The 23,170-nt window shown below is 45.3% G+C and carries 19 protein-coding genes; 4 read left to right on the forward strand and 15 right to left on the reverse strand.

The genetic code is table 11. The features are described 5' to 3' along the window. Nucleotides 1-156: 156 nt before the first annotated feature. The 9 genes from AB4Z30_RS22360 to rpiA all read right to left on the reverse strand — a co-directional run bounded on the left by AB4Z30_RS22360 (nucleotide 157) and on the right by rpiA (nucleotide 7,754). Nucleotides 157-594, reverse strand: coding sequence for a GNAT family N-acetyltransferase (locus AB4Z30_RS22360; protein WP_441929667.1), 438 nt, complete (start codon nucleotides 592-594; stop codon nucleotides 157-159). A gap of 121 nt (nucleotides 595-715) precedes the next feature. Then, nucleotides 716-1,429 carry a class I SAM-dependent methyltransferase gene (locus AB4Z30_RS22365; RefSeq protein WP_441929668.1) on the reverse strand — a complete coding sequence of 238 codons (714 nt, stop codon included), beginning with the start codon at nucleotides 1,427-1,429 and terminating at the stop codon, nucleotides 716-718. Nucleotides 1,430-1,471: 42 nt separating this feature from the next. Then, nucleotides 1,472-1,801, reverse strand: coding sequence for a hypothetical protein (locus AB4Z30_RS22370; RefSeq protein ID WP_441929669.1), 330 nt, complete (start codon nucleotides 1,799-1,801; stop codon nucleotides 1,472-1,474). A gap of 72 nt (nucleotides 1,802-1,873) precedes the next feature. Beyond that, nucleotides 1,874-2,836 (reverse strand): alpha/beta hydrolase, encoded by a 963-nt coding sequence (locus AB4Z30_RS22375; RefSeq protein WP_441929670.1) that lies wholly within the window; start codon nucleotides 2,834-2,836, stop codon nucleotides 1,874-1,876. A 73-nt stretch (nucleotides 2,837-2,909) separates the two neighbouring features. Next, on the reverse strand, nucleotides 2,910-4,625 hold the full coding sequence (locus AB4Z30_RS22380; protein WP_441929671.1) for an ATP-binding protein: 1,716 nt from the start codon (nucleotides 4,623-4,625) through the stop codon (nucleotides 2,910-2,912). 15 nt (nucleotides 4,626-4,640) lie between these two features. Next, nucleotides 4,641-5,729: a cobalamin B12-binding domain-containing protein gene (locus tag AB4Z30_RS22385; protein WP_441929672.1), complete on the reverse strand. Its 1,089-nt coding sequence runs from the start codon at nucleotides 5,727-5,729 to the stop codon at nucleotides 4,641-4,643. Nucleotides 5,730-5,971: 242 nt separating this feature from the next. Then, nucleotides 5,972-6,433: a MarR family winged helix-turn-helix transcriptional regulator gene (locus tag AB4Z30_RS22390; RefSeq protein ID WP_441929673.1), complete on the reverse strand. Its 462-nt coding sequence runs from the start codon at nucleotides 6,431-6,433 to the stop codon at nucleotides 5,972-5,974. A gap of 15 nt (nucleotides 6,434-6,448) precedes the next feature. Further along, entirely contained in the window at nucleotides 6,449-7,048 is a 600-nt protein-coding gene (locus AB4Z30_RS22395; protein WP_441929674.1) for a GNAT family N-acetyltransferase, read from the reverse strand. 31 nt (nucleotides 7,049-7,079) lie between these two features. Continuing rightward, nucleotides 7,080-7,754 carry a ribose-5-phosphate isomerase RpiA gene (gene rpiA / locus AB4Z30_RS22400; protein ID WP_441929675.1) on the reverse strand — a complete coding sequence of 225 codons (675 nt, stop codon included), beginning with the start codon at nucleotides 7,752-7,754 and terminating at the stop codon, nucleotides 7,080-7,082. Between the two features lie 507 nt (nucleotides 7,755-8,261). Here rpiA and AB4Z30_RS22405 point away from each other — a divergent pair. Both AB4Z30_RS22405 and AB4Z30_RS22410 read left to right on the forward strand, forming a co-directional pair. Then, complete coding sequence (locus AB4Z30_RS22405) at nucleotides 8,262-10,007, forward strand: methyl-accepting chemotaxis protein (RefSeq protein WP_441929735.1); 1,746 nt, start codon at nucleotides 8,262-8,264, stop codon at nucleotides 10,005-10,007. Between the two features lie 43 nt (nucleotides 10,008-10,050). Further along, nucleotides 10,051-13,755, forward strand: a complete 3,705-nt coding sequence (locus tag AB4Z30_RS22410; protein WP_441929676.1) for a non-ribosomal peptide synthetase family protein — start codon at nucleotides 10,051-10,053, stop codon at nucleotides 13,753-13,755. Nucleotides 13,756-13,925: 170 nt separating this feature from the next. Here the strand turns inward: AB4Z30_RS22410 and AB4Z30_RS22415 are convergent, their stop codons facing one another. The 3 genes from AB4Z30_RS22415 to AB4Z30_RS22425 all read right to left on the reverse strand — a co-directional run bounded on the left by AB4Z30_RS22415 (nucleotide 13,926) and on the right by AB4Z30_RS22425 (nucleotide 15,875). Then, complete coding sequence (locus AB4Z30_RS22415) at nucleotides 13,926-14,546, reverse strand: TraX family protein (protein ID WP_441929677.1); 621 nt, start codon at nucleotides 14,544-14,546, stop codon at nucleotides 13,926-13,928. A 74-nt stretch (nucleotides 14,547-14,620) separates the two neighbouring features. Further along, nucleotides 14,621-15,163, reverse strand: coding sequence for a GNAT family N-acetyltransferase (locus AB4Z30_RS22420; RefSeq protein ID WP_441929678.1), 543 nt, complete (start codon nucleotides 15,161-15,163; stop codon nucleotides 14,621-14,623). Between the two features lie 238 nt (nucleotides 15,164-15,401). Then, nucleotides 15,402-15,875 carry an RbsD/FucU family protein gene (locus AB4Z30_RS22425; protein ID WP_441929679.1) on the reverse strand — a complete coding sequence of 158 codons (474 nt, stop codon included), beginning with the start codon at nucleotides 15,873-15,875 and terminating at the stop codon, nucleotides 15,402-15,404. Nucleotides 15,876-16,084: 209 nt separating this feature from the next. Between AB4Z30_RS22425 and AB4Z30_RS22430 the strand changes: the two genes are divergently transcribed. Then, nucleotides 16,085-16,507: a MarR family winged helix-turn-helix transcriptional regulator gene (locus AB4Z30_RS22430; protein WP_441929680.1), complete on the forward strand. Its 423-nt coding sequence runs from the start codon at nucleotides 16,085-16,087 to the stop codon at nucleotides 16,505-16,507. Nucleotides 16,508-16,536: 29 nt separating this feature from the next. After that, nucleotides 16,537-17,883: an MFS transporter gene (locus tag AB4Z30_RS22435; protein WP_441929681.1), complete on the forward strand. Its 1,347-nt coding sequence runs from the start codon at nucleotides 16,537-16,539 to the stop codon at nucleotides 17,881-17,883. Nucleotides 17,884-18,091: 208 nt separating this feature from the next. Here AB4Z30_RS22435 and AB4Z30_RS22440 read toward each other — a convergent pair whose 3' ends face one another. From AB4Z30_RS22440 to yicI, 3 genes are all read right to left on the reverse strand, one after another. Continuing rightward, complete coding sequence (locus AB4Z30_RS22440) at nucleotides 18,092-19,480, reverse strand: MFS transporter (protein WP_441929682.1); 1,389 nt, start codon at nucleotides 19,478-19,480, stop codon at nucleotides 18,092-18,094. Between the two features lie 95 nt (nucleotides 19,481-19,575). Then, a complete protein-coding gene (locus AB4Z30_RS22445; RefSeq protein ID WP_441929683.1) occupies nucleotides 19,576-20,646 on the reverse strand; it encodes a phosphotransferase family protein in 1,071 nt (356 codons plus the stop codon). A 111-nt stretch (nucleotides 20,647-20,757) separates the two neighbouring features. Next, the gene (gene yicI, locus AB4Z30_RS22450; protein ID WP_441929684.1) at nucleotides 20,758-23,076 is read right to left on the reverse strand and encodes an alpha-xylosidase; all 2,319 of its coding nucleotides are present in this window, start codon (nucleotides 23,074-23,076) and stop codon (nucleotides 20,758-20,760) included. Nucleotides 23,077-23,170 lie beyond the last annotated feature (94 nt).

The raw sequence follows: 23,170 nt of genomic DNA on the forward strand, positions 1-23,170 counted from the left end.
TATTCTATAATGAAACTATGTTCGAGAGCAATACTTATTTCCTATTTTTAAAACAAAAAAAACAGGACATCCGGCTCAGCACATATGCCAAGCCAAATATCCTATCTGATTTCTTTATGTCCAATTATATGCTGAATGCATTACGCGAAAACCCTGTTATACGTCGTCCTCATCCTCTTCCTTTTCAAGAACACAACGGAACCTCTCTACTCCTGGATACAACTCTCCAAGACTATAGACGACAAATCCTGTATTTCGATAAAACTCTATTGCCTCCTGATCCGTCTCTGCGATCAAAGTATCTGGATTGTACTCTGCAAGAAGCTGAGAAATCATGCCCCGACCATAGTTCTTGAACCTATTCTCCGGCAGCACGGCAATATGGCGAATGGTAATTTCACTCGCTCCTGTATGTTCATAGCCAATCAGACCGACCAGCTGTTCTTCGTCCTCATATCCAGTCAGAAACAGATTACTTTGTGTCACATACTGCTGTACCGTCTGATTAACCTTTTCCGGGTCAGGAAAGACAGCGTAAGACAACAACTCCTGTACTTCTGGTTCCTGCAGTCGTGGCTTCAAATTTTTCAACAAATCTATTCCTCCAATATACATACTTCTCGGACCAAGCTTATTTAACCCTGCGATAATAAAGGCGTTCTCAACCCGTTATCGTATTGTAGACTGTAATTTTGCAAAGTTCAAGACAAGTCCATTAATCTTTCTGTACCGCAAACCGAAGCAGCTCACAACGGAACTCTGTTGGTTCATCATACTTCTCTTCCTGGATCGTCTGGGTCACATGCTCCTGTAATAGGATGTTCCACCCCTCGTAGGCTTGCTCCAGCAGCACAATGGCCTCGGATGTCGACAGATTCAACTCAATCAACGGCTCGATCTGACGGCCGGTCTCGATTTCCTTTTCCTCGACACTGGTGCTCATCGTAATACAGTGGATGCCTCCGATCCGGGTTCCCGCCTGTAACCGCTCTACTACTTCAAGAAAGGCCTCTTTGCTGGATGTGTGTTCCAGACAGGAACACGCCGCAATAAAATCAAAAGCATTTGGTTGAACCTGATAATGCTCGACGTCTGCTTTTTCAGCCTGTACGATGTGATCCACCTGATACTGCTTCGCATATTTGCGAAGACCCTCTACCGCTTCATCCAGTAGATCGACGCCAATAACCTCGCTGTTTGTATCTACCAGACGTTGTGCAATCGGAATCGTATGTCTGCCGACACCACATCCCAGGTCAAGCACACGTAATTCTTGTTTATGAACAAGCAAACGTTCCAACATCTCCATCACCATAGGCATGGGTCTGGACATCCATGTTCCGTCTTCAAACAATTCATTGTTTTGATAAAAGTTAGAATGATATCCCGCTTCCGCTTGACGAGCAGCCTCAAATTGTTCATCTCGCATTCCGGTACCTCCTGCAATGGATTTAGACCTTTACAGTAACCTTCACACAAAAACGAAGAAAAGAATCAGATAGATAATCATCATTATCATACTTGCAGTGACAAGAATTTTCCCTGCATCCCGTTTACTGGCATGGTCATTAAACAACAGCACTCCACCGACGGTCATGGCAATGGGAGCAAAAAACAATGTCATGATCACAAGTATCCCCATCGAGTACTGATCCAGTGCAGATTGTTCGTACTCCATCATGTGAGGTTGTTCGGGCTTGGACGTTTTGGTCGTGACCATGTTGCCGCATGACTTACACTTGAATTCATCCGCTCCCATAGGTTTATGACAATACGAGCATTCTCTTGAAAAACGTGGCATGTCTTCTACCTCCAAGTGAAATCTAGGTTTGTTAGTTAATCCATAACTGAGAACTCAACAATACCTAGGGAATCAGTGGGCTGATCCCTCTCGGTATGGCATATGTTTCTGCAAAAAAGTGTCAAGCACCGCTTTATATTTCTTACCATCCACCTGAAAGGCAGTGCCATGGCCTGCACGAGGAATCGTCAGCAATTCCTTATCGGTGGGACAAGCTTCGTACAAACGATAGACCATATCCGTTGGTACAAAGGTATCCGCTTCCCCATGAATGAACAGCACCGGAACGCCTACTTTAACAAGTTGTTTCAAAGCCGATGCTTCTTTAAATGAGTATCCGGCTTTCCATCTTGTGATCAAACTGGTAACCGGAATGAATGGAAAGGCAGGCAGTTTGTACAGCTGCTTCAACTGAAACGTCAATTCCTCCTCCACCGAGGTATACGCACAATCCGATATGATGGCTCTAACCTGAGAGGGCAGTTCCTCACCGCCTGTCATCAGTACCGTAGCTCCTCCCATCGATATACCATGTAGAACGATATCCGTATTCATACCTACATGTTCCAGTACCCAACCGACCCATTGAACATAATCCTTCCGGTCTAACCAGCCAAACCCGATGATTTCTCCTTCACTCTGACCATGTCCACGATCATCCGGCATCAATACATGATAACCCAGCGTCTCGGCGTAAAATCTGGCGAATCCCGCCATTTCTCTACCTTTTCCAGAGTAGCCATGGGCCAAAATAACCGTTTGTGCAGATTGGTTCTTGGATGGAAGCCAGATGCCAGAGAGCCTGAGTCCATCCTGAGACTGAATCGTAATAGTCTTGCTATCCTGAGCATCAAGCCAGTGTAGATCCGCAGCACTGCTGATCAGTTCATCGTCTACTTCCGTTTTCAGATTTGGATTATCTACCAAAAATGTTTTCGGTGTACGCCGAATGGCTGTCTTGAAGAAATAGAGTCCCCCGGCCCACAACAGAGCCGTTATGATTATAATGAGAGCCGCCAGGCCGTAAAATATCATGAAATAGATCCTCCCTTGCTGTCGATAAGGTACAGCGACTCGGTATAATAATACAACCGTATTATGGCATATTTCAACTCTTATTAGCCTGCTGGAGCGCACTACACGCAGCCTGATACGCGGGAAGAAGCTTATCAAGCAAAGGCTCAGCCTGATGAGTTTGCTCTTGCTTAGCGAATTCCTCAATCTGACTGAACAAGGTTGCAAGGTAACTGATGCCGAGACTCAAACTCCCGGATTTTAAATCATGTGCTGTCTCGGCTGCGGCCTCATGATCGGCTGAAACCACATGTCTGCGCAAGTCCTCGATTTTCCCCGGCGTTTCTGCACGATACATCTCCAGTAGCATACTGAGCAACGTTTGACTGCCATCCGTGTTTAATTCGGCAATTTCACGAACCACGTTCATATTTAGAATCTGCACGGGTTTCGATGCAGAGTGCCACTTCCGAATGATTGAGCCCAGCACCTCCAATGTAAACGGCTTGCCGATAAAATCATTCATTCCAGCCTCATAACACTTATCTTTTTCACTTTGCATGACATGGCCAGTCATTGCAATTATCGGCGTTGGTTGGCGCATCTCATCCCGCTCAATTGTACGAATCTGAAGAGCAGCTTCGATTCCATCCATGACCGGCATCATACTATCCATCRGAATCAGGCTGTATTTTTTATGACGAAACGCATCTACAGCCTCTTCCCCATTAAATACACATTCAAGCTCTGGAAAACCAAGCTTTTTGAGTTGCAGCTGGACAAGCTGACGGTTAATGGCATTATCATCAGCCAGCAAAATCGGCAAGGTACTAGAATCCTCCGCAGACTTATCTGGATTCACCGAAGGTTCGTCTCCACCCGTTTGTCCGGCAATCTTTCCGCTTTCGGCCATCTGTAGTCCAAGTTCAAGCTCAAACCAGAAAGTGGAACCTTCTCTTTCTTTACTCTCAACGCCAATCTGTCCATTCATTAGAGTAACGAGTGACTTGCAGATCGACAAGCCAAGACCTGTACCTTCATATTCCTTCAAACGTCCCTGTTTTGTCTGCATATAAGGCTGGAATAGACGAGCCTGATCTTCTTCTGAAATGCCAATACCAGTATCATGCACCTCGAACCGAACAAGCTGTTTACTTGCATGTTGGTTCACAAGTTTAACCCGCATCTTAACTGAACCATCGGCAGTAAATTTATTAGCGTTCTGAATCAGGTTGATCAGTATTTGTGTAATTCGGGTGGAATCCCCTTCAAGTACAGCGGCGATTTCCGAATCACAATCAATCACAAACTGGTTTCTTTTCTTATCAATCTGCGGCTTAAGCAAACGGAAGATGTGATCCAGAATTTCCTGAAGATTCACTTCTCCCTGCTCAAGACGCACCTGTCCTGCCTCAAGCTTGGAAAGATCCAGCAGATCCTGAATTAATTTGAGCAGAAGTTTGGCCGCCTCCTGGATAACGGTTACTGATTCCTTCTGCTCCGCCGATAGAGGCGACAATGCTAACAATTCTGCCATTCCCAATATTCCGTTCAGCGGTGTGCGGAAATCGTGACTGATGACCGCCATGAAAGCACTTTTAGATTCGTCAGATGCCACTGCCTGCTGGCGTGCCGTCTCAAGACCAGCATTATTCTTACTCAGCTGCCGCTGAAGCGTGACCAGTTCATTGTTCATATCCGAAAATGCCGACAGTGTTCGCTCCTCTTGTTCTTTGGTTCGAATCAGTTGATCCGATAACTGCTCGATCGTTCTGCGCAGTCTCTGTATCTCTTCATTGTCATTAGGCATCACTTCAGCCCTTTCCTATTCCATTACCTTACTTACGCTGTCAAGCGATACCGGATGAATAAGCATACGCTCAGCAATGGCAACCGCCTCGTCCGCTCCAGGTGCATAACCGTCAGCACCAACTGTTCGCCATAAATCTTTGTCTATATTAAACGGATAACCGCCTACCATCACTTTGACATGGGCTATTTCAGCATGGCTACGTATACGTTCGATTAACTCTTTAGCCAGATGAAGATGAAAAGTCATTGTCACTGAAATCGCTATAACATCACTCTTATGCTGCTTGATTGCTTCCACAATACTTCCATTGGGAACATTAGCGCCGAGGTAATACGTATCCCAGCCTTCCATTTCAAATACATCCGTGAGCATTCGCAGCCCAACCTCGTGCTGTTCACTCCCCACACAGGCTGCGACGAGTTTTTTACCCTGATTCGGCCCGATCATCCATCTGGAATACAACCGTGAAATAAATGATTGCGTTGCTGCTGTGCAGAAATGCTCTTGACCTACACTAATCTGGCCTTGTTGCCACAGCCGACCAATCTCATATTGAACAGGCTGAAAAATGTACCGATACATATCACGGATCGATGCTCCGCCATCCAGTTCCGACTCGATAATTTCAAAAGCTTCCCTCCGCTGATTGTTTAGCAGATATTGCAAATAAACATCAGCTTCCATTCCGTAGGGCATTGATGCATGAATAAAACTGGATTGGGTTTCCACTTTCTTCGTTACATCGATCCCCATCTCCAGATATTCCAATAGAAACTCACGATGCGGTTGTTCGAATTGTTCATTTAATGCCTCTTTGATCAGCTGAAGGTTCATTCCCAGATCCTCTGCCGATACCTGGTAACCTGCAAGCAGCACTTTTAACCATGATATATAGTGAGTGAACAAGCTGGGACTTTTCACAAGCACACTTTCTGCCAGATAGCTCAGACTGTACTGTGAGTCCTGTTTGGTTCTTATTTTCCCAATCGGACCGAAACGCTCCATTAAGTCGGGTTGCAATCGATACTGCATTTCGGTTATTTTCTCAGCCAAGATCCCTGCATTCTGAAGTAAACGTTCTCCAGCCTCCCGATGACTCATCGATGCATTCCTCCTTTTCTACATCCTGCTAACGCACAAATCTATTTCATCTATATGATTCCGTTTATATGATTCTGTTCATATAATTCCATTCAAGGCAACTCTGCTAATCTATTATACATGAAGCTGGTGTATATACTTTCGACGTTATAAAACAATCTTCCTATATTATGCAGCCATACGCAAGCCACATAGCCAGTATCCGAAGCACGTTGAAGACACAAAAAAAAAACGGATCTACGTTATAAACGCAGGTCCGTTTTGCCTTCTGCTGCAAGTCCAAGCTTCTTCAGCAGACGTATCGCATCCACCTTTTCGGTAGGGTCAAGCCCCTCCAAAATGTCGATAATGACTTGATGATGCTGTGGGAATATTTGCGTGAATAACCGTTTTCCTTCTTCCGTTAATTCAGCATATATTACCCGACGATCCTCCTTGGAGGGACGCCGAAACAGTAAATTCTTGTTTTGCAGCTTATCAACAACATACGTAATATTGCCGCTGGACATCAACACTTTTTCACCAATCTTTTGCAAGGCCTGTGGTCCTTTATGATATAACAAGTCAAGTACACCAAATTCTGTGGAATTGAGTCCATGGCCCTGGATGTCCCGATTGGAACGTGATGTCACTGAGTTGTAAGCGCGAATAAGAACCACAAACAACTGCAATGACAGCTCCCGGTTATCCTCCTTGTTCAGCATTTCTATAATCCTCCATCAGTTATATACATTTCCGTCCTTTTCGCCGGATAACTTCTGTTCCCATTCCTCACGCAGCATGCCCATTCGAATTGAATCATAATATTTCCCAAGAACGACCCGGCATTTCCGCATCCGCCCTTCGATCTGCAGTCCTATCTTTGCAGCAGCCCCAATCATTCGCTCATTGCCGGACCAAGTAGTCAGTCCAACTCTCACAATAGGCATGTGTTCAAACAAATGACTTGCCCACATATGTAGTGATCGTGTACCAATCCCCCGCCCCCATCTGGCAGGTTTGTAGATTATAATTCCCATCTCCAGCCACATGGATAGCGGATCTTCGATATAATAGCTAATCATTCCCACGATTTCTCCGTCTGCTTCAATGATCCGGATGGATTCCGGACGTCCTGCTTTTTGATCTGCTTTCAACCGTGCGTGCGTATTGCGCTCGTATTGATCGTAATGAACAGGCTCCAGAGGATAATAAGGTGCATCCCATTTCTTCCATTCAGGATCGTCATCACTGTAGATCAGCTCATAAAGTTTAATAATGTCGTCTTGTTCCACTACGCGAAGAACAAGCTCATCATCTCTAAGGGGCAGTTCTTTCATATTAAATCATGACACCCACTCTCCGATAAATTCATTGCGGACGGTGAAGCTCATCTATAGTGCCATCTTCTTTCGCGATGATCACAACGTCTGCCATATTCACGAATAGTCCATTATCCACGACACCTGGCAGCATATTCAGTTGCACGTTAAGTTCGGTTGCATCAGCAATGGCTCCCATCTGACAGTCTGCAATCAAATTTCCGTTATCCGTTAGGTATTGTTCTTCTCCGTTCATTCGCCACTTCGGCTGACATCCCATTTTTTCAAGCGTCTGAAAGGTCCATTCTGAGGCAAAAGGTACGACCTCAACCGGCAAAGGAAATTTCCCAAGTTTTTGTACAGCCTTGCTACCGTCGGCAACAATAATCAGTTTATTGCTGTTCGCAGCAACTATTTTTTCACGCAGAAGTGCTCCGCCACCGCCCTTGATCAGGTTAAACTCCGGATCAACTTCGTCCGCTCCATCAATCGTCAGATCCAATCGTCCGATCTGGTCAAAAGGAATAATCGGAATCCCCCATTCCCGTGCCAGCTTGTCCGAAGCCTCTGAGGTAGCAACTGCCTGAATATTCAGACCTGCTTGTACCCGCTCCCCAATTTTACATATCGCGAAATATGCAGTTGAGCCTGTACCCAAACCAACCTTCATTCCATCTTCAACGAACGTTGCCGCATGTTCTGCCGCAATCTGCTTCAGATTCATTATTTAACCCCCGCCTGCTCTTAATTTGTATGAAACCATATGTATTTATTATAGATAAAACCTCATCCGATGTATATCCATGCTTCCAAGCCAGATGAGTCCATTTTCTGATGATAAATGGTGTAAATTTTCCCGCTATGTTATAGAATACAGAATGAAACTAAAAAATGGCAATTTTTAATAATAAACAGTACTAATTACCTATAAAAAGAATGCTATGTCCATAAATACGTAAAAAATTAAAAAAGTTTTAACAAAACTATTCAATTTAACGACATTTCACACGACATAATAGTAATAGATGTGTTTTAATAATTAGACACACATGGTTCCAAAAGGTACATAAGTCTTGCATAGCAACCAATAACCAAGACCATTGTCTCATATTCCCCTAGGAGGAGATGACTGAATGAAGTAACTTTTTTACACCGTAAGCACACCTTACAGATTTTTAATTTTATAGAAGATCAGGAGTGGAGTTTAGTGAAATCATTGAGTTGGAAAAACATGTCGTTTTTCTCCAAAAATCTATTGCTATCATTTACCAACATTATCATTATCGGCGTGGCTTTGATTGCAAGCAGTTATTACTTTCAAAGAACGGTTCTCGTCGACCAGCTTCATGGCCAAGTAGCACAGATTACGAAAAAGTGGGCCCAAGATATTAATCCTGCAGATGTACAAACTGCAATCACAGAACGTAGCTACGAAGGTACTGCACAGACGAAACTAAGAGCCTATTTTGATGAAATGCAAAAATATTATCCTAACATCGCACAAGCCTATATCTTTGGTGTGGAGCTTGGCGGCGACAACAAACGGTTAACTTCCCTTGTTGCGATGCCAACGAACCTGAGAGAGGCTTTTCAGAGCGACAACGTAAATATTGGCGATATGTACGAACAACCGGTCGTTGTAGCCAATGCCCTGAAAGAAATGCTGAATACCGATCGTCCAACGTTCACCACCTTTTATTCTGATGACTTCGGAACCTGGACAACCATTGCTTATCCAATCAAAGACAACAACGGCAAGATTTTCGCTTACTTCGCTGTGGATGCGGATGCCAAAGCAGTTCCTGCAGGTCTGAACTCGTTGTTATTAAATGGAATTATTATTCTCGTGGCGTTCTTGCTGCTGTTCCTCATTATTCAATACCTGGTCGTTAAAAATACCCTCTCTCCGATTCGTCATCTGATCAAAGGCATTGATGAAGTCAGCAGAGGTAATTTGGATGTCAACATCCAGACAGGAAAAGATGATCTGGGACTTGTTAACGAGAAATTCAACGTCATGGTACGCCGAATCAACGACACTATCGTAAAAGTGCAAATCACTTCTCAGGAAGTGAATCAATCCGCGAAGGAACTCTATGAAGTCTCTGAACGCAACAGTGACAACGCAGACACCATTAATAGTAACGTCTCTCATATTTCTTCCAATATCCGCACACAGGAGCAAGCTACCCGTGACAGCGCACGCGCAATGTCTGAGATGGCTACCGTAATTCAGACCATTGCGAGCAGTTCCGCAAGTGTTGCGGATGAAGCCTATGAGATGGAGCGTCGTTCACAGCAAGGTAACACTGTGGTTCGTCAAGTATCTGAACAAATGAACCTGATTACTCAATCCGTGAAAAATACGGCTTCTGCAATCGAAGTGCTGGAGAGCCGTTCACAGGAAATCGGAGATATCCTAAACATTATCTCAGGGATATCGAGCCAAACTAACCTGCTCGCTCTTAATGCATCCATTGAAGCTGCTCGTGTAGGTGAAGAAGGAAGAGGTTTTGCGGTGGTTGCTGGCGAAGTACGTAAGCTCGCCGAACAGTCCGAACAGGCAACCAGTCAGGTTGGCGTATTGATTCAAGAAATTCAAGCCGGTATTAAACAAGCCGTGCAAGCCATGGAACAAGGTACTTCTGAAGTAGATACAGGCCTCTCTGTAGCAGATCAGACCGGTCAATTATTCGATGAAATCCTTGAAGCAGCTAAAAAGGTATCCCATCAGATTCAGGAAGTGTCAAGTGCAACTCAGGAAATTTCAGCTGGCACAGAAGAAATGACCGCAACAGCCGACGACTTGTCTGCAAGTGTAAGCAAGACAGCGGATAGCAGCGAGAAGATTTCTGTATCTGTGGACGAGCAAAAGGCATCTCTGATTACACTGGTAGACTCCTCCACTCGACTGAATGATATGTCTCAAGAGCTACAGGAACTAATCTCTCATTTCAATGTAAGCAAGCAAAAATAAAAAATAAACCAACATTCAGTTACAACCAAGGAGGATACCTGAAGTGATTGAAAACCAATCATTATCCCACTCCGTGGAATCTGGCTTACCTGTTCTTCAGATTCCATTGGATTATGGACGTCGCCAGCAAACATTCTCTTATGAGTCTACTCATATCACATTGGAAGCGTCATTGAGTCGTGAACTTAAACAGAAGTTTGAGGAACAGATGGTGTACCCTGCATTCCTTTCAGCTTATGCAGCCTTGTTATTCCGATTGTCTGCTGAACAAGAGCTAGCGATCGGAGTACTTGCTCCGGATCAGGCTGCTTCTTATCTTTCAATACAGGTTCAAGGTAACACAACTTTCAGTGAGCTACTTACACAGATAACGCAGCAGCTTCAGATTCCCTATACACAACAAACCGGAGGATATCCTGAGACATTGTTCATGCTGAACAGCGTACAATTGCCTCAGGCTCCTCAGGTGATGAATTGGAACGTTCGTTATGATCAGGATGAAATGATACTCGATCTATTTTATGACCGTTCGTTATTACAAGAATCAACTCTTTTGCGGTATGCAGAATATTTTCAGACATTGCTTCTCGCTCTCTTGCGGGATGATGGTAGAGCAATTGGCGCAGTAGACATTCTCTCGGCTTCAGACCGTTTGATCTATCGAGAAATGAACGACACGGCAGTTCTTGAACCAGCCCATTCAACGATTCATGGCTGGTTCGAAGCAACTGCCGCAGCGTACCCGGATTCCCCGGCGATCACTTCACTTTCAGCAGCTTATACGTATCGTGAGTTGAATGAACGTGCAAATCAGGTGGCTCGTGTTCTAATCTCAAACGGATTGCAGCAAGGTGAATTCGTCAGCATTTTTATGGATCGCAGCCTGGATACGATTATTTCGTTGCTCGGTGTTCTTAAAGCAGGCGGTGCCTATGTGCCGATTGATCCTGAACATCCGCAAGAACGGAACAGCTACATTGTCGAAGATACAGCCTCTCCGTTTGTACTGACAACCGAGGCCTCGTTTAATCAAGCCAAAGAATTATTCTCCAGCATTTCTACGGTGCGTCAGATTCTTTCCGTAGACGGACGGCTCGCAGGATTTGCTGCCAGCAACCCCAACCTGGATATCAAACCAGATGATCTCGCTTATGTCATCTATACTTCAGGCTCTACTGGCAAACCGAAGGGTGCACTTATCGCCCACCGAGGTGTGACCAATCTGGGCAGTGTTGTACAGCGTGACTGCGACATTCAATCCGGCGATGTATTAACTCAGTTTGCCACATACAGCTTCGATGCATCGGTATGGGACACCATCGGCGCTCTGTTCTATGGCGCTGAGCTTTATCTCTTGTCTGCGGAAGAACGGGTATCTATTGAAGAATTTGCAAGTGCAATTGAGCGAACGGGCACAACGATCATTACGATTTTGCCTACCATTTTCTTCAATCAACTGGCCTCTTATCTTTCAGATGAAGGCTTTCATAAGCTTGCAAAAGTGCGCATCATCACCGTAGCCGGAGAAGCACTGTATGGGGAGCAAGTTCGGGCTTTCCAACGCAAATTTGGCAACCAGATTGACATTGTTAACGTGTACGGTCCGACTGAATGCACAGTGGCTACCACTACACACCGAATTAGTGAGCAAGTTCCAGAACACGTCGTTAACATCCCAATTGGCAGACCTATTCATAACTACAAAATATACATTGTCAACGAAGAGCAGCAACTCTGCCCTGTAGGTGTACCTGGTGAAGTATATATTGCCACTCCTGCTCTTGCCAAAGGATACTTAAATCAGCCAGAGCGGACGGAACAGTCCTTTATTGATAGTCCTTTTGCTATGGGTGAGAAAATCTACAAGTCCGGTGATATTGCCAAATTGCTGGATACAGGATTATTGGAATATGTGGGACGCAGTGACTCTCAGCTCAAAATCCGGGGACACCGGATCGAGATCGGCGAGATCGAAGATCATTTGGCAAGACTGGAGCAGATTCAAGACGTTGCCGTTATTGCGAAAAAGGAAGCGGACGGCCAAAACATGCTCGTAGGCTACTTTACGTCCAAAGATGGGAACACCCTCTCCGTAGCTGATATCAAAGCAGCACTTTCAGAGAAGCTTCCATCATACTTTGTACCGAAGTGGATCTGCCAGCTGGATGAGATGCCGATTGCTCCAACAGGAAAAATCAATCGCAAAGCTATGGTATCCATGCCACATGCTGAACGTCATACCGAGCAGCAAGACCGCGTGATGCCCGAAACAGAAACGGAATCTGTTCTCTTCCATGCATGGAAGGAGATTCTACAGCATGAGGAGTTTGGTGTCGAAGACAGTTTCTTCAGTATTGGTGGTGACTCCTTGCGTGTCATCCACGTATTGGTTCTTCTGAAACCACATTATCCACAGCTGAAAATCGCCGATTTCTTTGCTGAAAAAACAATTCGTGCGCTTGCTCAACGTGTAGCTTTCTTATCAGAACAACGTGAACCAGCTAAACTGACATCCACTGCAGATGGCATCATCACTCAGCTTTCCGAACATCCGGTGGAACTGTCTTCCCAGCTTGGTTACCCGGACATTCTTCAGCCTGAACATGTGCTGTTGACTGGTGCAACCGGTTATCTCGGCTCGCATGTATTGCAGCAGTTAATTGTAACGTCTTCGGCACGCATCTACGCCCTTGTTCGTCGCCCAAGCGATGATATGACAGCAATGGAACGTTTGAGCAAAGTGATGCAGGGTTATTTCGGCAAACAACTTGCTGACCAGCTTGTGAATCGTGTCGTTATTGTTGAGGGAAATTTGGAGGAAAAAAATCTGGGGCTTTCCRGCGACCAGCAACGTTTCCTTGAGACAAAAATCGATCGTATCATTCACTGTGCGGCTGATGTTCGTCATTTCGGGGAGGCGGCACAGTTCGCTAAAACCAATGTCGAAGGTACAGTTGCTTTGTTAAACCTGATACGTCACAAAAAAGGGGCTTCGTTCCATCATGTATCCACGATGGGCATACCTGAAGATCTGGCCCTCAGCGGACAATGGGAATCTACATTGCAATATGACCGTTTCCCGGAAGATCTGCATGTGGACAACGTGTACTCAGACAGTAAACTCGAGGCAGAGAAAGTACTCATGACCGCTGCAGAAGAAGGTGTGCCGATCAGCATCTACCGTGCTGGCAACCTGACATGCAATTCTCATACCGGTCGTTTTCAGACAAATATCGATAGCAACGCCATCTACCGGATGATCAAAGCGATGCTGTTGCTGGGCAAGGCCCCTGCCGCGGACTGGCTGATGGACTTTACTCCGATCAATTATGCCAGTGAAGCGATCGTACATCTTGCCTTGCGTCAGGATACAGCTGGACGTGTGTTCCACATCTGTAATCCGGAGCCGATTCGATATGACACATTAGTAGAAGCCGTGAAGCGTGCTGGTTATGACGTCGAAACGATGCCATTTGAAGACTATAACAGCTGGTTATTTGATGCGAGCATAGCAAAAGAACCGGAAGCTTTGCAGCTGGCAATTGCCCAGTTGGAAGGTGATGGAGCTAAAGATTCAGCATATGCCTACGCATCACCTGTTACGACGGCATATGTCGAACCAGCCGGAATTTTCTGCGCCAAGACCGACGATCGTTTCATTCATACCATGTTGGATTATGCTGTTCAGATCGGTTATTTCCCAGCACCGATTCGACCGAATTATGGAACAACGAAGGTGGCAGAGTAAACGGGTTTTGAACACTGATTAAGAGCAACTGGAACTAAAATAATAAGCCAAGTTCTCGCCAATTACGGCAAGAACTTGGCTTTTTTACTGCCCACCAATGAGAAGGCTATGAATCATGTCATTACATTCGTCCACAGACGGTGCTTCTGACCTTGAGCCACTTCTCAGCTCTATATCCAACGAATCACCGCAATGATCGCCAGATGAGCCGGATAGAAATAACGCCAGATCCATCGTGGCCCTTTCAAGCGAAAACCTGCCTGGTAGTGCTGTGCGATAGCAATACCGGTTGTTGCAAGCACGCTATACATCTGCAGAAAACTATGGTGCAACATCAAGTAAAGGACATTTATTATGACATGTGCCATAACCAGCACAGGCCCTTTGAAATAGCGGAATAACAACACCAATATCAAACCATACATGCCATAGTCCATGTGTGTCCATTCCATAACCAGTCCTGCCCCGATCGCAATCGGGATACTGATCAGCTTCGAAGGAAGTCGATCCAAAGCCAGCAGTACCAACAATGCCGACCAGAGGGTCCAGACGACATTCAGCGAAAAATGATTAAACGCAGCCATAAACGGCACTTGGGAAATCACTGCGATCCAGAATAACCGCCATATGTATTTCTGTACGTTACGTGTATGCTTGTAGCCGATAAATACGGCAAAGGCATAGATTGGAAAAGCAATACGACCGATAATTCGGAGTTCAATCACATGTGGAAAAAAAACAGCTCCTATATGATCAATCAGCATTGTTATCATGGCAAGCCACTGCATCATATCTGGTTACCCTCCATATCCCGTCAACAACAGATGATGTATTGTAGCATTTTTAATCAGGATTCATTTTCACACTAAACGTTACATTCATAATACATGAAGCTTTGATCCTGTGTATATCCTTCGGATTCATATAAGGCTTGTGCCTGCTGATTGCTGATCGCTGTAGAAAGCGAAATTCGAAGAATATGTTGCTCCTTAGCCTGTTCCATAACCGCCTGCATCAGTTTTCTGGCGATCCCTTTCTGTCGATACTTTGAATCCACATACAGGTCGTTCAGAATCCAAATCGGCCCCATCGAAACGGAACTATAACTGGGATAAATCTGTATCAAACCCATGGCGGTATCAGACACCCTTGATTCTTCGATATGTTTTTCCTGAATGGCAACCTCTGTGTTCACATCTATATCTGCGTCAGAGGATGAACCTTCTTCTCTCCCTTCGTTACACTCAGCTATGAAAACAATCGAATCCTGATTACTCATTCGTTCTTGTATAAAGCTGGACGCTCTCTCCAAATCCGAATCCTGACCATAGAACATGCGGTATTCATTAAATAGCCTGGAAACCTCAGCAATATCATCTGGCTTTGCTTGTCTAACTCTAATTTCCATTCCCTTCATTCCCTTCATATTTTCATTCCTTTTCCTTCACTCTTAAATTCATTGTAAAAGAAACCATACCTTTCTCCCATTCATCAACCGGAGTAAAGTTTGCATTTATCTATCAGGTGCAAACATCCTGATCTCAAGATGATTCAATTCAGCATAAGGAAATATACAAAAACTGAAGCTCAGGCAAACGTAAAAAGCGACGAACGCATCGCCAGCTCCGTCGCCATAATGAACTTTTTTAATAGGTTTCTGAATTCATTCGCTCTTGAGCGGGTTCTGGTTCAGGGAAAATAACTCCCTTTTTCAAAATGAGGTTCGCATATTGAGCCCGTTCTCCCGTTGCTACAATGACATAAGCCTTGGCAGCCCGCTCATAAAAATCAAAGCGATTTTCGTAATCCAGGGCATCGCTCATATCCTCGTATTCTTCAATCAACCGCCGGTAATCTTCCCAGATGATCGGAATGACCGGATCTCCCTTAACCACCTGCATTACGGCTGCTGGCCGCTCTACATAAGTGTCCAGCGGAAAGAGCTTTAGTATCGCTTCTAGTAGCTGTGCGGTGCCTATACCATCACAGCGTACTAACCGCTGTGCATGACTGGCCGCCGGGAAGTTCGCATCCGTTAGCACAAGTTCATCCCCATGTCCCATTTCGGACATCAGTTTGAGCAACTCCGGTGGAAGGATGGCAGGAATATTTTTCAACATCGTTAAACGCTCCTTACATAACAAATTTTTTATTACTTTGGAAGCCGTTTCATGCTTATTCTAGCAGGATTTTTCACGCTTTGCATCGTTATGCTCTGCCCCTGTGGCACAACAATTGCCTTTGACAAAAGTACTTGTTCCACATATAGTTGTTATAACAACTATATGAATTTTAGAGATATTTTTACGGAAGCGAGGTTCATCCATTCATGGATTATTCTTTGGATCAATCTGTTGGATTCATGCTCGGACTCACCCATCGTAAAACAGCTGCTCTGCTGGCAACACAATTTAAACCTTACGATATCACCACAGAACAATTTTCTGTGCTTTTTAATGTGGTGCGCAAAGAAGGCGTTAACCAGAAAGAAATGGCTGGATATGTTTTCAAAGACCAGCCTACTACCGCACGAATTATCGATTTGCTGGAGAAAAAAGGCTGGGTTGAACGTCGAACGAGTGACCAGGATCGTAGAGCCTACCTGCTTTATCCTACCAAAGAAGGCAAAGCATTAATCGATGTGCTTGTTCCAATCGAAAGAGAAATGAATAAAAAACTTGCTGAAGGTATACCGGAAGACCAGATGGAAGCATTTAAACATACTCTTTCCCTCATTAATCGTAATCTGTAACTATCACAACTCAGGGGGAATGTTTCACCATGAAAGACCAATCTGCACCTGTCCGATTATGGACGACCGATTTTATTTTACTCATGTTATGTAATTTTCTATTATTCCTGCAACTACATATGATCGTTTCACCATTACCTTCGTATGTACAAGATCGATTCCATGCCAATGCATTTCAAGTCAGCCTATTCACTTGCCTGTTTGCGTTAAGCGCTATTGCGGCACGACTCTATTCTGCGAAAGCGCTGGAAAAGGGTTTCCGTAATGCAATGATCTATATTGGCTTATCTGTAGCCCTGCTTGCTACGCTTGGCTATTATTTTGCTGCGGGTATCGCTGTTCTGCTTTTGCTCCGTATGGTGTTCGGTGTTGGATTCGGGCTCAGCAGCACTGCATTTCCGACCATGGCATCTGATATTGTACCCGTCAAACGAATGGGCGAAGGCATGGGCTACTTTGGCTTGTCCACCAGTCTGGCGATGTCCATGGGTCCGATTATCGGCGTCACTTTGTTACAAGGAGCTGGGTTTGTCACCCTTATGCTCAGCACTGCCGGAGTGATCGCTGTGATCTATCCACTCAGTTACAGCCTTACACGTAAGAAAGCAGCTCAGACAAAGGCCCGCCAGGCTACTAAGGCGCAGCCATCACAACAAGAGCAAGTAGCTCGCGATGTTGTATCCGTTTCAGGAGCCAAACCAGGTTCCAAAGCAAAGGCCCCTTTTAACCGGAAACTGATCCTGCCAAGTGTACTGAACGGTTTGTTATCTATTACCTACGGCGGATTAGTTGGGTTTATCGTTTTGTATGGTAAAGAAGCACATCTCGCTAATCCAGCGCTGTTCTTCCTGTTTAATGCACTGGCTGTACTAATCGTCAGACCGTTTGCCGGTCGCATTTACGACAATAAAGGTCCTAAAGCTTTATTGATTCCTGGGGCAATATGTATCGCACTTGGACTTCTCATGCTTTCCTGGGCAACGACGATGCCCATCCTGTTTGTGGCTGCTTTTATCTATGGTATTGGTTACGGTTCTATGCAATCATCCATACAGACTTGGATGATTCAGGTCGTCTCCCCTGCTCAGAGAGGGATGGCGAACGGGATGTTCTTGAACACACTTGATTTCGGCATTGCTACGGGTGCACTTCTACTCGGCGCTATCGCTTCCCTGACAAGTTATACGGAAATGTATCGTTACTCCGTCTTATTTATGATTATGTTCCTGCTAATTTATCTGATTCAGGGTAAACGTAGCGGCAGCTTCCAGATCGAAAAGCATCCGCTGTTATCACACACCCATATTGCTGCCACGGATAATAATCCATCAACCGGCCCAGTTGATTCACTGTCAGATTCGGAGAAAAGAAACTAATGGAGTTTCGTTTCACTTCACAGTGTTTATCAACATAAATCTTATCCGGAACATAGGTGTTTTTGAAAAGTTTCAAACTAACCTCATCAGCTGTGATGAGGTTAGAACTAAAACGCGTTTACATCTGGCAAGTATCTGTACTGCTTGCCGGGACGTAGACGCGTTTTTAGATTAACCTTTTACGTAAGGCATCATTCAGGTGCCCAAACTAAAAAGGACTTTTTTTACGGCGCAGGGGTGAAGGTCTGTAGCCTTGATCGGTTTCACTTTCTTGCACACGCCTTTTACTGAGCTTATCTTGACCGTCTTGACCACCTTGCTTCTCTTGCTTCTCCTGCTTGTCCTCTTCATCTCGCCTCTCCTGATCCTTCTGCTTTGATCCAGTACTCGAAGACGGTTCTCCACCCTTATTAGGTTTCACTGCGAGCAATGTGAGCAAGCCTCCGACAGCACCTGACGCAGCCAGAATGCCAAAAAGCAAAAAATGATAAGAACCAATCAACAAAGAAACAACGGGTGGACCGAGCGATACGCCGATAAAACGCATACTGCTGAACAAGGCTGTAATCGTACCACGTTGTTCTTTGTCTACACCTTCTGTAATTAGAGTATCGAGACACGGCAACGCAGCACCGATACCCGCACTCCCTAGGGTGAACAATCCCACTACAACGTAAATATTATCGAACATGCCGATGATCCCTAGCGATACCGTTACCAAGGCTAGTCCGGCAAAACCAAGCCATTTCATGCGTGATTTATTTTTACCAATCCACTTGCCTGACAAAAATGAAGCTAGACATAACGATGCCAGAGGGATGGCCAACACTAGCCCTTTGACTACACCTTTGAGCGCAAATTCACTCTCCAGCGTTTCAGATAGATAATAAAGAACACCAAAAATAAGAAACATACAAATTCCACCGATTGCGAACAAAGCGTACAACCAGCGTCCCTTTTCTTTGAGTACGTCACGGATGGAAGCAACAAATTCCGAAAATGTAGGTCGTTTTTCCTTCCTCTTCGGTGTTTTCACCAGGAATATAACAAGGATTAGCGAAATAAGACAAAGCACCGGAATCGCCAAAAACGGCGAATACCATAACCATACTGCCAGCGCCGCACCCAGAATCGGACTAAGCACTTTGCCAAAGGTGTTCGAGGTTTCAATGATGCCCAGACTTTTGCTTACCTCATCTTCATTCTTGAACATGTCCCCCACCAGAGGTATGACAATTGGAAATGCGCCTGCTGCACCCACTCCCTGCAAAAACCTTCCCCCAAGAATCATCCAATAGGCGATATTACCGCTCATCAACCATGCAGCAACCCCTGCAACAGCTCCTCCAACCGCTGCAATGATAAGACTGGGAATAATAACGGCTTTCCTGCCGAATCGATCCGATAAATATCCTGCCAGCGGAATCAGCAGAATGGCCACTACCGCATATACCGTAATCAGCATACTGACCTTGAATGAAGATACCTTCAATTCCCGTTCAATCTGTGGCAAAATCGGTATAAGCATGGAGTTTCCCAACGTCATTATGACAGGGATAGAAGCAAGTGCGACGAGGTCCCACTTTTTATCAGACATACCCTAACCACCTTCGCAGATTCTACACACAACAGCGTTATTGTTGGTTTATCTGGGGGCGATTATTCAGCATATGTCAAAATGGATAGGTTCCGTTAGCGAAATTGTCCACTCTTCCACTTTTCCAACAAATCCAGCGTGCGCTCCTCAAATATCCGTCCATCTTCCGGCTGATCCACCTGATGCTGATGAACGTAGGCATTAAAATAGGATGACAATAGTCGATATGCATGCCGGCGCGCTTGTCCTTCCGGTGATGGATCAAGGGGACGTCCGTAACCTGCGTGAAATGCATCAGAATCTGTATTGAGGATGGCCTCATATTCCCGATCGGCGAACATCGAGCGATCTCCATCAATAACAGCGGCAATGCTCATTTCCCCTTGTTTACCGTGCACGAGAACATTTGCTGCCCATAGATCATTATGGACAAGCACAGGCTGCTTGATTTGATCAAAAAGAGCTTTATTTTGCTCGAAGATAGCCATAATTTCTTCTCCTACACCAGGCATATACCCTATTTGAGCGGCCTTTCTGCTTGTTTCTTCGGCTATAGCCAGCAACACTTCAGACCAGTGCTCCGATCCGCGAATCGTGCCATCCGCCTGAGGCCAACCGAATGATGCTCCTTCGATCCGATGCATTTTGGCTGTATACATGCCTAATTGGGTATACAAATGATTTTTGTCTTTCTCTTCGATAGACGCATGATCAAGCTGCACGCTTGGGATAAACGCCATAAACATATAGGTTCGCGGAACATCCTGAGCGCTGTCATCACAAGCCAGCACCTCTGGTGCGGGAATGCCGGCTACGCGGTAATGCTCATAGATGATAGGTTCCGCGGCCATCATTGTGCGTTCAAACGAAAATAAGGGATCACGCTCGATGTGCTTTCCGCTCTTCTCAGTCATTGGATATTGCACACGTTCTGGAGCAAGTCGCAGAATGATATCTGTGATTGGCGCATGCTCTAGTTGGATGCGATATGTCGTATTAAAAAGACCGCCCTGCAGTAAACCAAACTTTTTTACGACAACGTGATCCCCAAAATGTTTGTGTACTAATGAATTAAGTACTTCCGTTGATATTGGACTGTGTAAGCCCGAATTTTGTTTTTGATCTTTGTGTTGATTTGAGTGTTGATTTGGGTGTTGGTGTGCCATATTGTTTCCCTCTTTCCATTCTCTCCTCGAATGTGTTATCTATGTTCCAGTTTAAATAAACAAACAGACGGCGCCCTAAGGCACCGTCCCTTTATTGTCTATTCTAACATGTTACAGCTCGATGGTAAGCTTGCTTGCACCTGCTGATGCAGTTACGATGATGCCTTGCTCGCCAGCTTCTTTTGATCCGCCATCCACACTGGATACGGAATCAATGCCACGAAGCACGAGATTCCAAGGCTTGCCTGCACCTTCAGCACGAACTTCCAGCTTCGAACCTTTACGTGTGATGTTCACTTGCAATTCACGCTCAGCACCTTGATTGACAACGACCGCTTGCGCAGCCTGCCCATCCGCGAGTTCAAATAAATGCAGGGATACATTGTCCGAAAAATCATAATCCGGCTTGTTATCAACCGCACCTACCGCGATCAAACTGTTCGGTTTGATCATCATTGGCAAGGTTTTGAAGTCATGATTTTCACTGATCCAGCGCCCACCTTGAACTTTTTCCCCTGTCAGATAATTGGTCCATGTCCCTTCAGGCAGGTAATAACGCACGTCGCCTTCTTTGTTGAAAATCGGTGCGACCAAGATCGAATCTCCAAACATATATTGTAAGTCAAGTGTCGCACAGGTTGGATCTTCTGGATACTCCAGCACCATCGCCCGCATCATAGGCAGACCTTGTACAGAGGACTCTACCGCAGAATTGAACAGGTAAGGCATCAGGCTAAGTTTAAGTTTCGTAAAATCGCGCACGACATCGACAGCTTCTTCATCGAACAACCAAGGTACACGATATGATTCATTGCCGTGAAGGCGGCTGTGGGAAGAAAGTAATCCAAACTGTACCCAGCGTTTGTATACATCTGGCTCGGCTGTCGCTTCGAATCCGCTGATGTCATGGCTCCAGAAGCCAAACCCAGAAAGACCGAGAGACAATCCACCGCGCAGTGATTCTGCCATGGACGAGTAGTTGGACGAGCAATCTCCGCCCCAGTGTACAGGGAATTGCTGACCACCCACGGTGGCGGAACGTGCAAACAATGCCGCTCCGTTTTTACCCAGGTTTTCTTCAAGCACATCAAATACTGCTTTGTTGTACAAGAATGTGTAATAGTTGTGCATTTTCACTGGATCGGAACCATCATAGTAGACAACATCGGTCGGAATCCTTTCACCGAAATCTGTTTTGAAGCAGTCCACGCCTTGATCAATCAAGCCTTTCAACTTGTCTTTATACCATGCAGTCGCTTCCGGATTCGTGAAATCCACGAGTCCCATGCCCGCCTGCCATTTATCCCATTGCCATACACTTCCATCCGCTGTCTTGACGAGATAACCTTTTTCCATGCCTTCATCGAACAAAATGGATTTCTCGGCAATATACGGGTTAATCCACGCACAGATTTTGAGTCCTTTTTCCTTCAATCGTCTCAGCATGCCTTCCGGATCAGGGAACATATCTTTGTCCCATTCAAAGTCACACCATTGATACTCTTTCATCCAGAAGCAGTCGAAGTGGAACACGGATAGTGGCAGATCACGCTCTGCCATGCCATCTACAAAATGATTAACGGTCGCTTCATCATAATCTGTAGTAAACGAAGTTGTCAGCCACAGACCAAATGTCCATGCTGGTGGAAGAGCCGGTTTGCCTGTAAGCTTGGTGTAGTTATCCAGAACCTCTTTTGGATTAGCACCGCCAATAATGAAATATTCCAGCGTCTCACCCTGTACACTGAACTGCACTTTCGATACATTCTCGGAAGCGATTTCGTAGGACACCTTCTCCGGATGGTTAACGAATACACCGTATCCTCTGTTCGACAGATAAAACGGAATGTTCTTGTACGCCTGYTCGCTGCTTGTACCGCCATCCTCATTCCAAACATCGACGACCTGACCATTTTTCACAAACGGGGTAAAGCGTTCACCCAGACCATAGACATACTCGCCCACACCCAGTTCCAGTTGTTCCCGGAAGAACGTACCTTCTGTTGCTGATTCAATGTACGCCGGACCTCTCCAGCCGCTGCCAGTCAGACGCTTTTCATTATAATGGAAGCCGATATCCCAGCCTTTTGTTTTGTCCACGGTTACACGAAGATTTCCGCTTTTCAGCTCTGCACCGTTCTCATCCTGGACAATTTGCACATCGGTATTTAGCGTGTTCAATGCGAACTCGGGGCCAGGATTGACCTTTCCCTTATGGTGGTTCAATTGCACACGAATAACATCAGGCATGGGGGAGCTGTAGGTTGCTTTGAGCAACGTTCCGTTCAGCGTATCGCCTTTGCGCTCAATGCGTTTGGTTGCTGCATATACAGTAAAGGAATCACCCTTTTGTACAATATCTCGAATATCCGCCGGATTTTGCACATGATATCCGTCGCGGATCTGCCAGTAGCCATCGGTAAATTTCATCTTGGATTACCTCCTTCGGTTATACTATAATGATATTGATATAAATGGGGAATTTCTTCTTATATTTTGACTGATTATATCAGTATTTTGATAT

The organism is Paenibacillus sp. 2TAF8, from assembly GCF_052114825.1.
In the GTDB taxonomy this organism is placed as follows: Bacteria; Bacillota; Bacilli; order Paenibacillales; family Paenibacillaceae; genus Paenibacillus.

What these genes read in the sequence shown, in the direction of transcription:
- AB4Z30_RS22420 (WP_441929678.1), bottom strand. Translation starts at nt 15,163, where the DNA reads ATGGAAATTAGAGTTAGACAAGCAAAGCCAGATGATATTGCTGAGGTT.
- AB4Z30_RS22440 (WP_441929682.1), bottom strand. Translation starts at nt 19,480, where the DNA reads ATGTCTGATAAAAAGTGGGACCTCGTCGCACTTGCTTCTATCCCTGTC.
- AB4Z30_RS22390 (WP_441929673.1), bottom strand. Translation starts at nt 6,433, where the DNA reads ATGCTGAACAAGGAGGATAACCGGGAGCTGTCATTGCAGTTGTTTGTG.
- AB4Z30_RS22435 (WP_441929681.1), top strand. Translation starts at nt 16,537, where the DNA reads ATGAAAGACCAATCTGCACCTGTCCGATTATGGACGACCGATTTTATT.
- rpiA (WP_441929675.1), bottom strand. Translation starts at nt 7,754, where the DNA reads ATGAATCTGAAGCAGATTGCGGCAGAACATGCGGCAACGTTCGTTGAA.
- AB4Z30_RS22395 (WP_441929674.1), bottom strand. Translation starts at nt 7,048, where the DNA reads ATGAAAGAACTGCCCCTTAGAGATGATGAGCTTGTTCTTCGCGTAGTG.
- AB4Z30_RS22375 (WP_441929670.1), bottom strand. Translation starts at nt 2,836, where the DNA reads ATGATATTTTACGGCCTGGCGGCTCTCATTATAATCATAACGGCTCTG.
- AB4Z30_RS22370 (WP_441929669.1), bottom strand. Translation starts at nt 1,801, where the DNA reads ATGCCACGTTTTTCAAGAGAATGCTCGTATTGTCATAAACCTATGGGA.
- AB4Z30_RS22445 (WP_441929683.1), bottom strand. Translation starts at nt 20,646, where the DNA reads ATGGCACACCAACACCCAAATCAACACTCAAATCAACACAAAGATCAA.
- AB4Z30_RS22385 (WP_441929672.1), bottom strand. Translation starts at nt 5,729, where the DNA reads ATGAGTCATCGGGAGGCTGGAGAACGTTTACTTCAGAATGCAGGGATC.
- AB4Z30_RS22365 (WP_441929668.1), bottom strand. Translation starts at nt 1,429, where the DNA reads ATGCGAGATGAACAATTTGAGGCTGCTCGTCAAGCGGAAGCGGGATAT.
- AB4Z30_RS22415 (WP_441929677.1), bottom strand. Translation starts at nt 14,546, where the DNA reads ATGATGCAGTGGCTTGCCATGATAACAATGCTGATTGATCATATAGGA.
- AB4Z30_RS22430 (WP_441929680.1), top strand. Translation starts at nt 16,085, where the DNA reads ATGGATTATTCTTTGGATCAATCTGTTGGATTCATGCTCGGACTCACC.
- AB4Z30_RS22405 (WP_441929735.1), top strand. Translation starts at nt 8,262, where the DNA reads ATGTCGTTTTTCTCCAAAAATCTATTGCTATCATTTACCAACATTATC.
- AB4Z30_RS22425 (WP_441929679.1), bottom strand. Translation starts at nt 15,875, where the DNA reads ATGTTGAAAAATATTCCTGCCATCCTTCCACCGGAGTTGCTCAAACTG.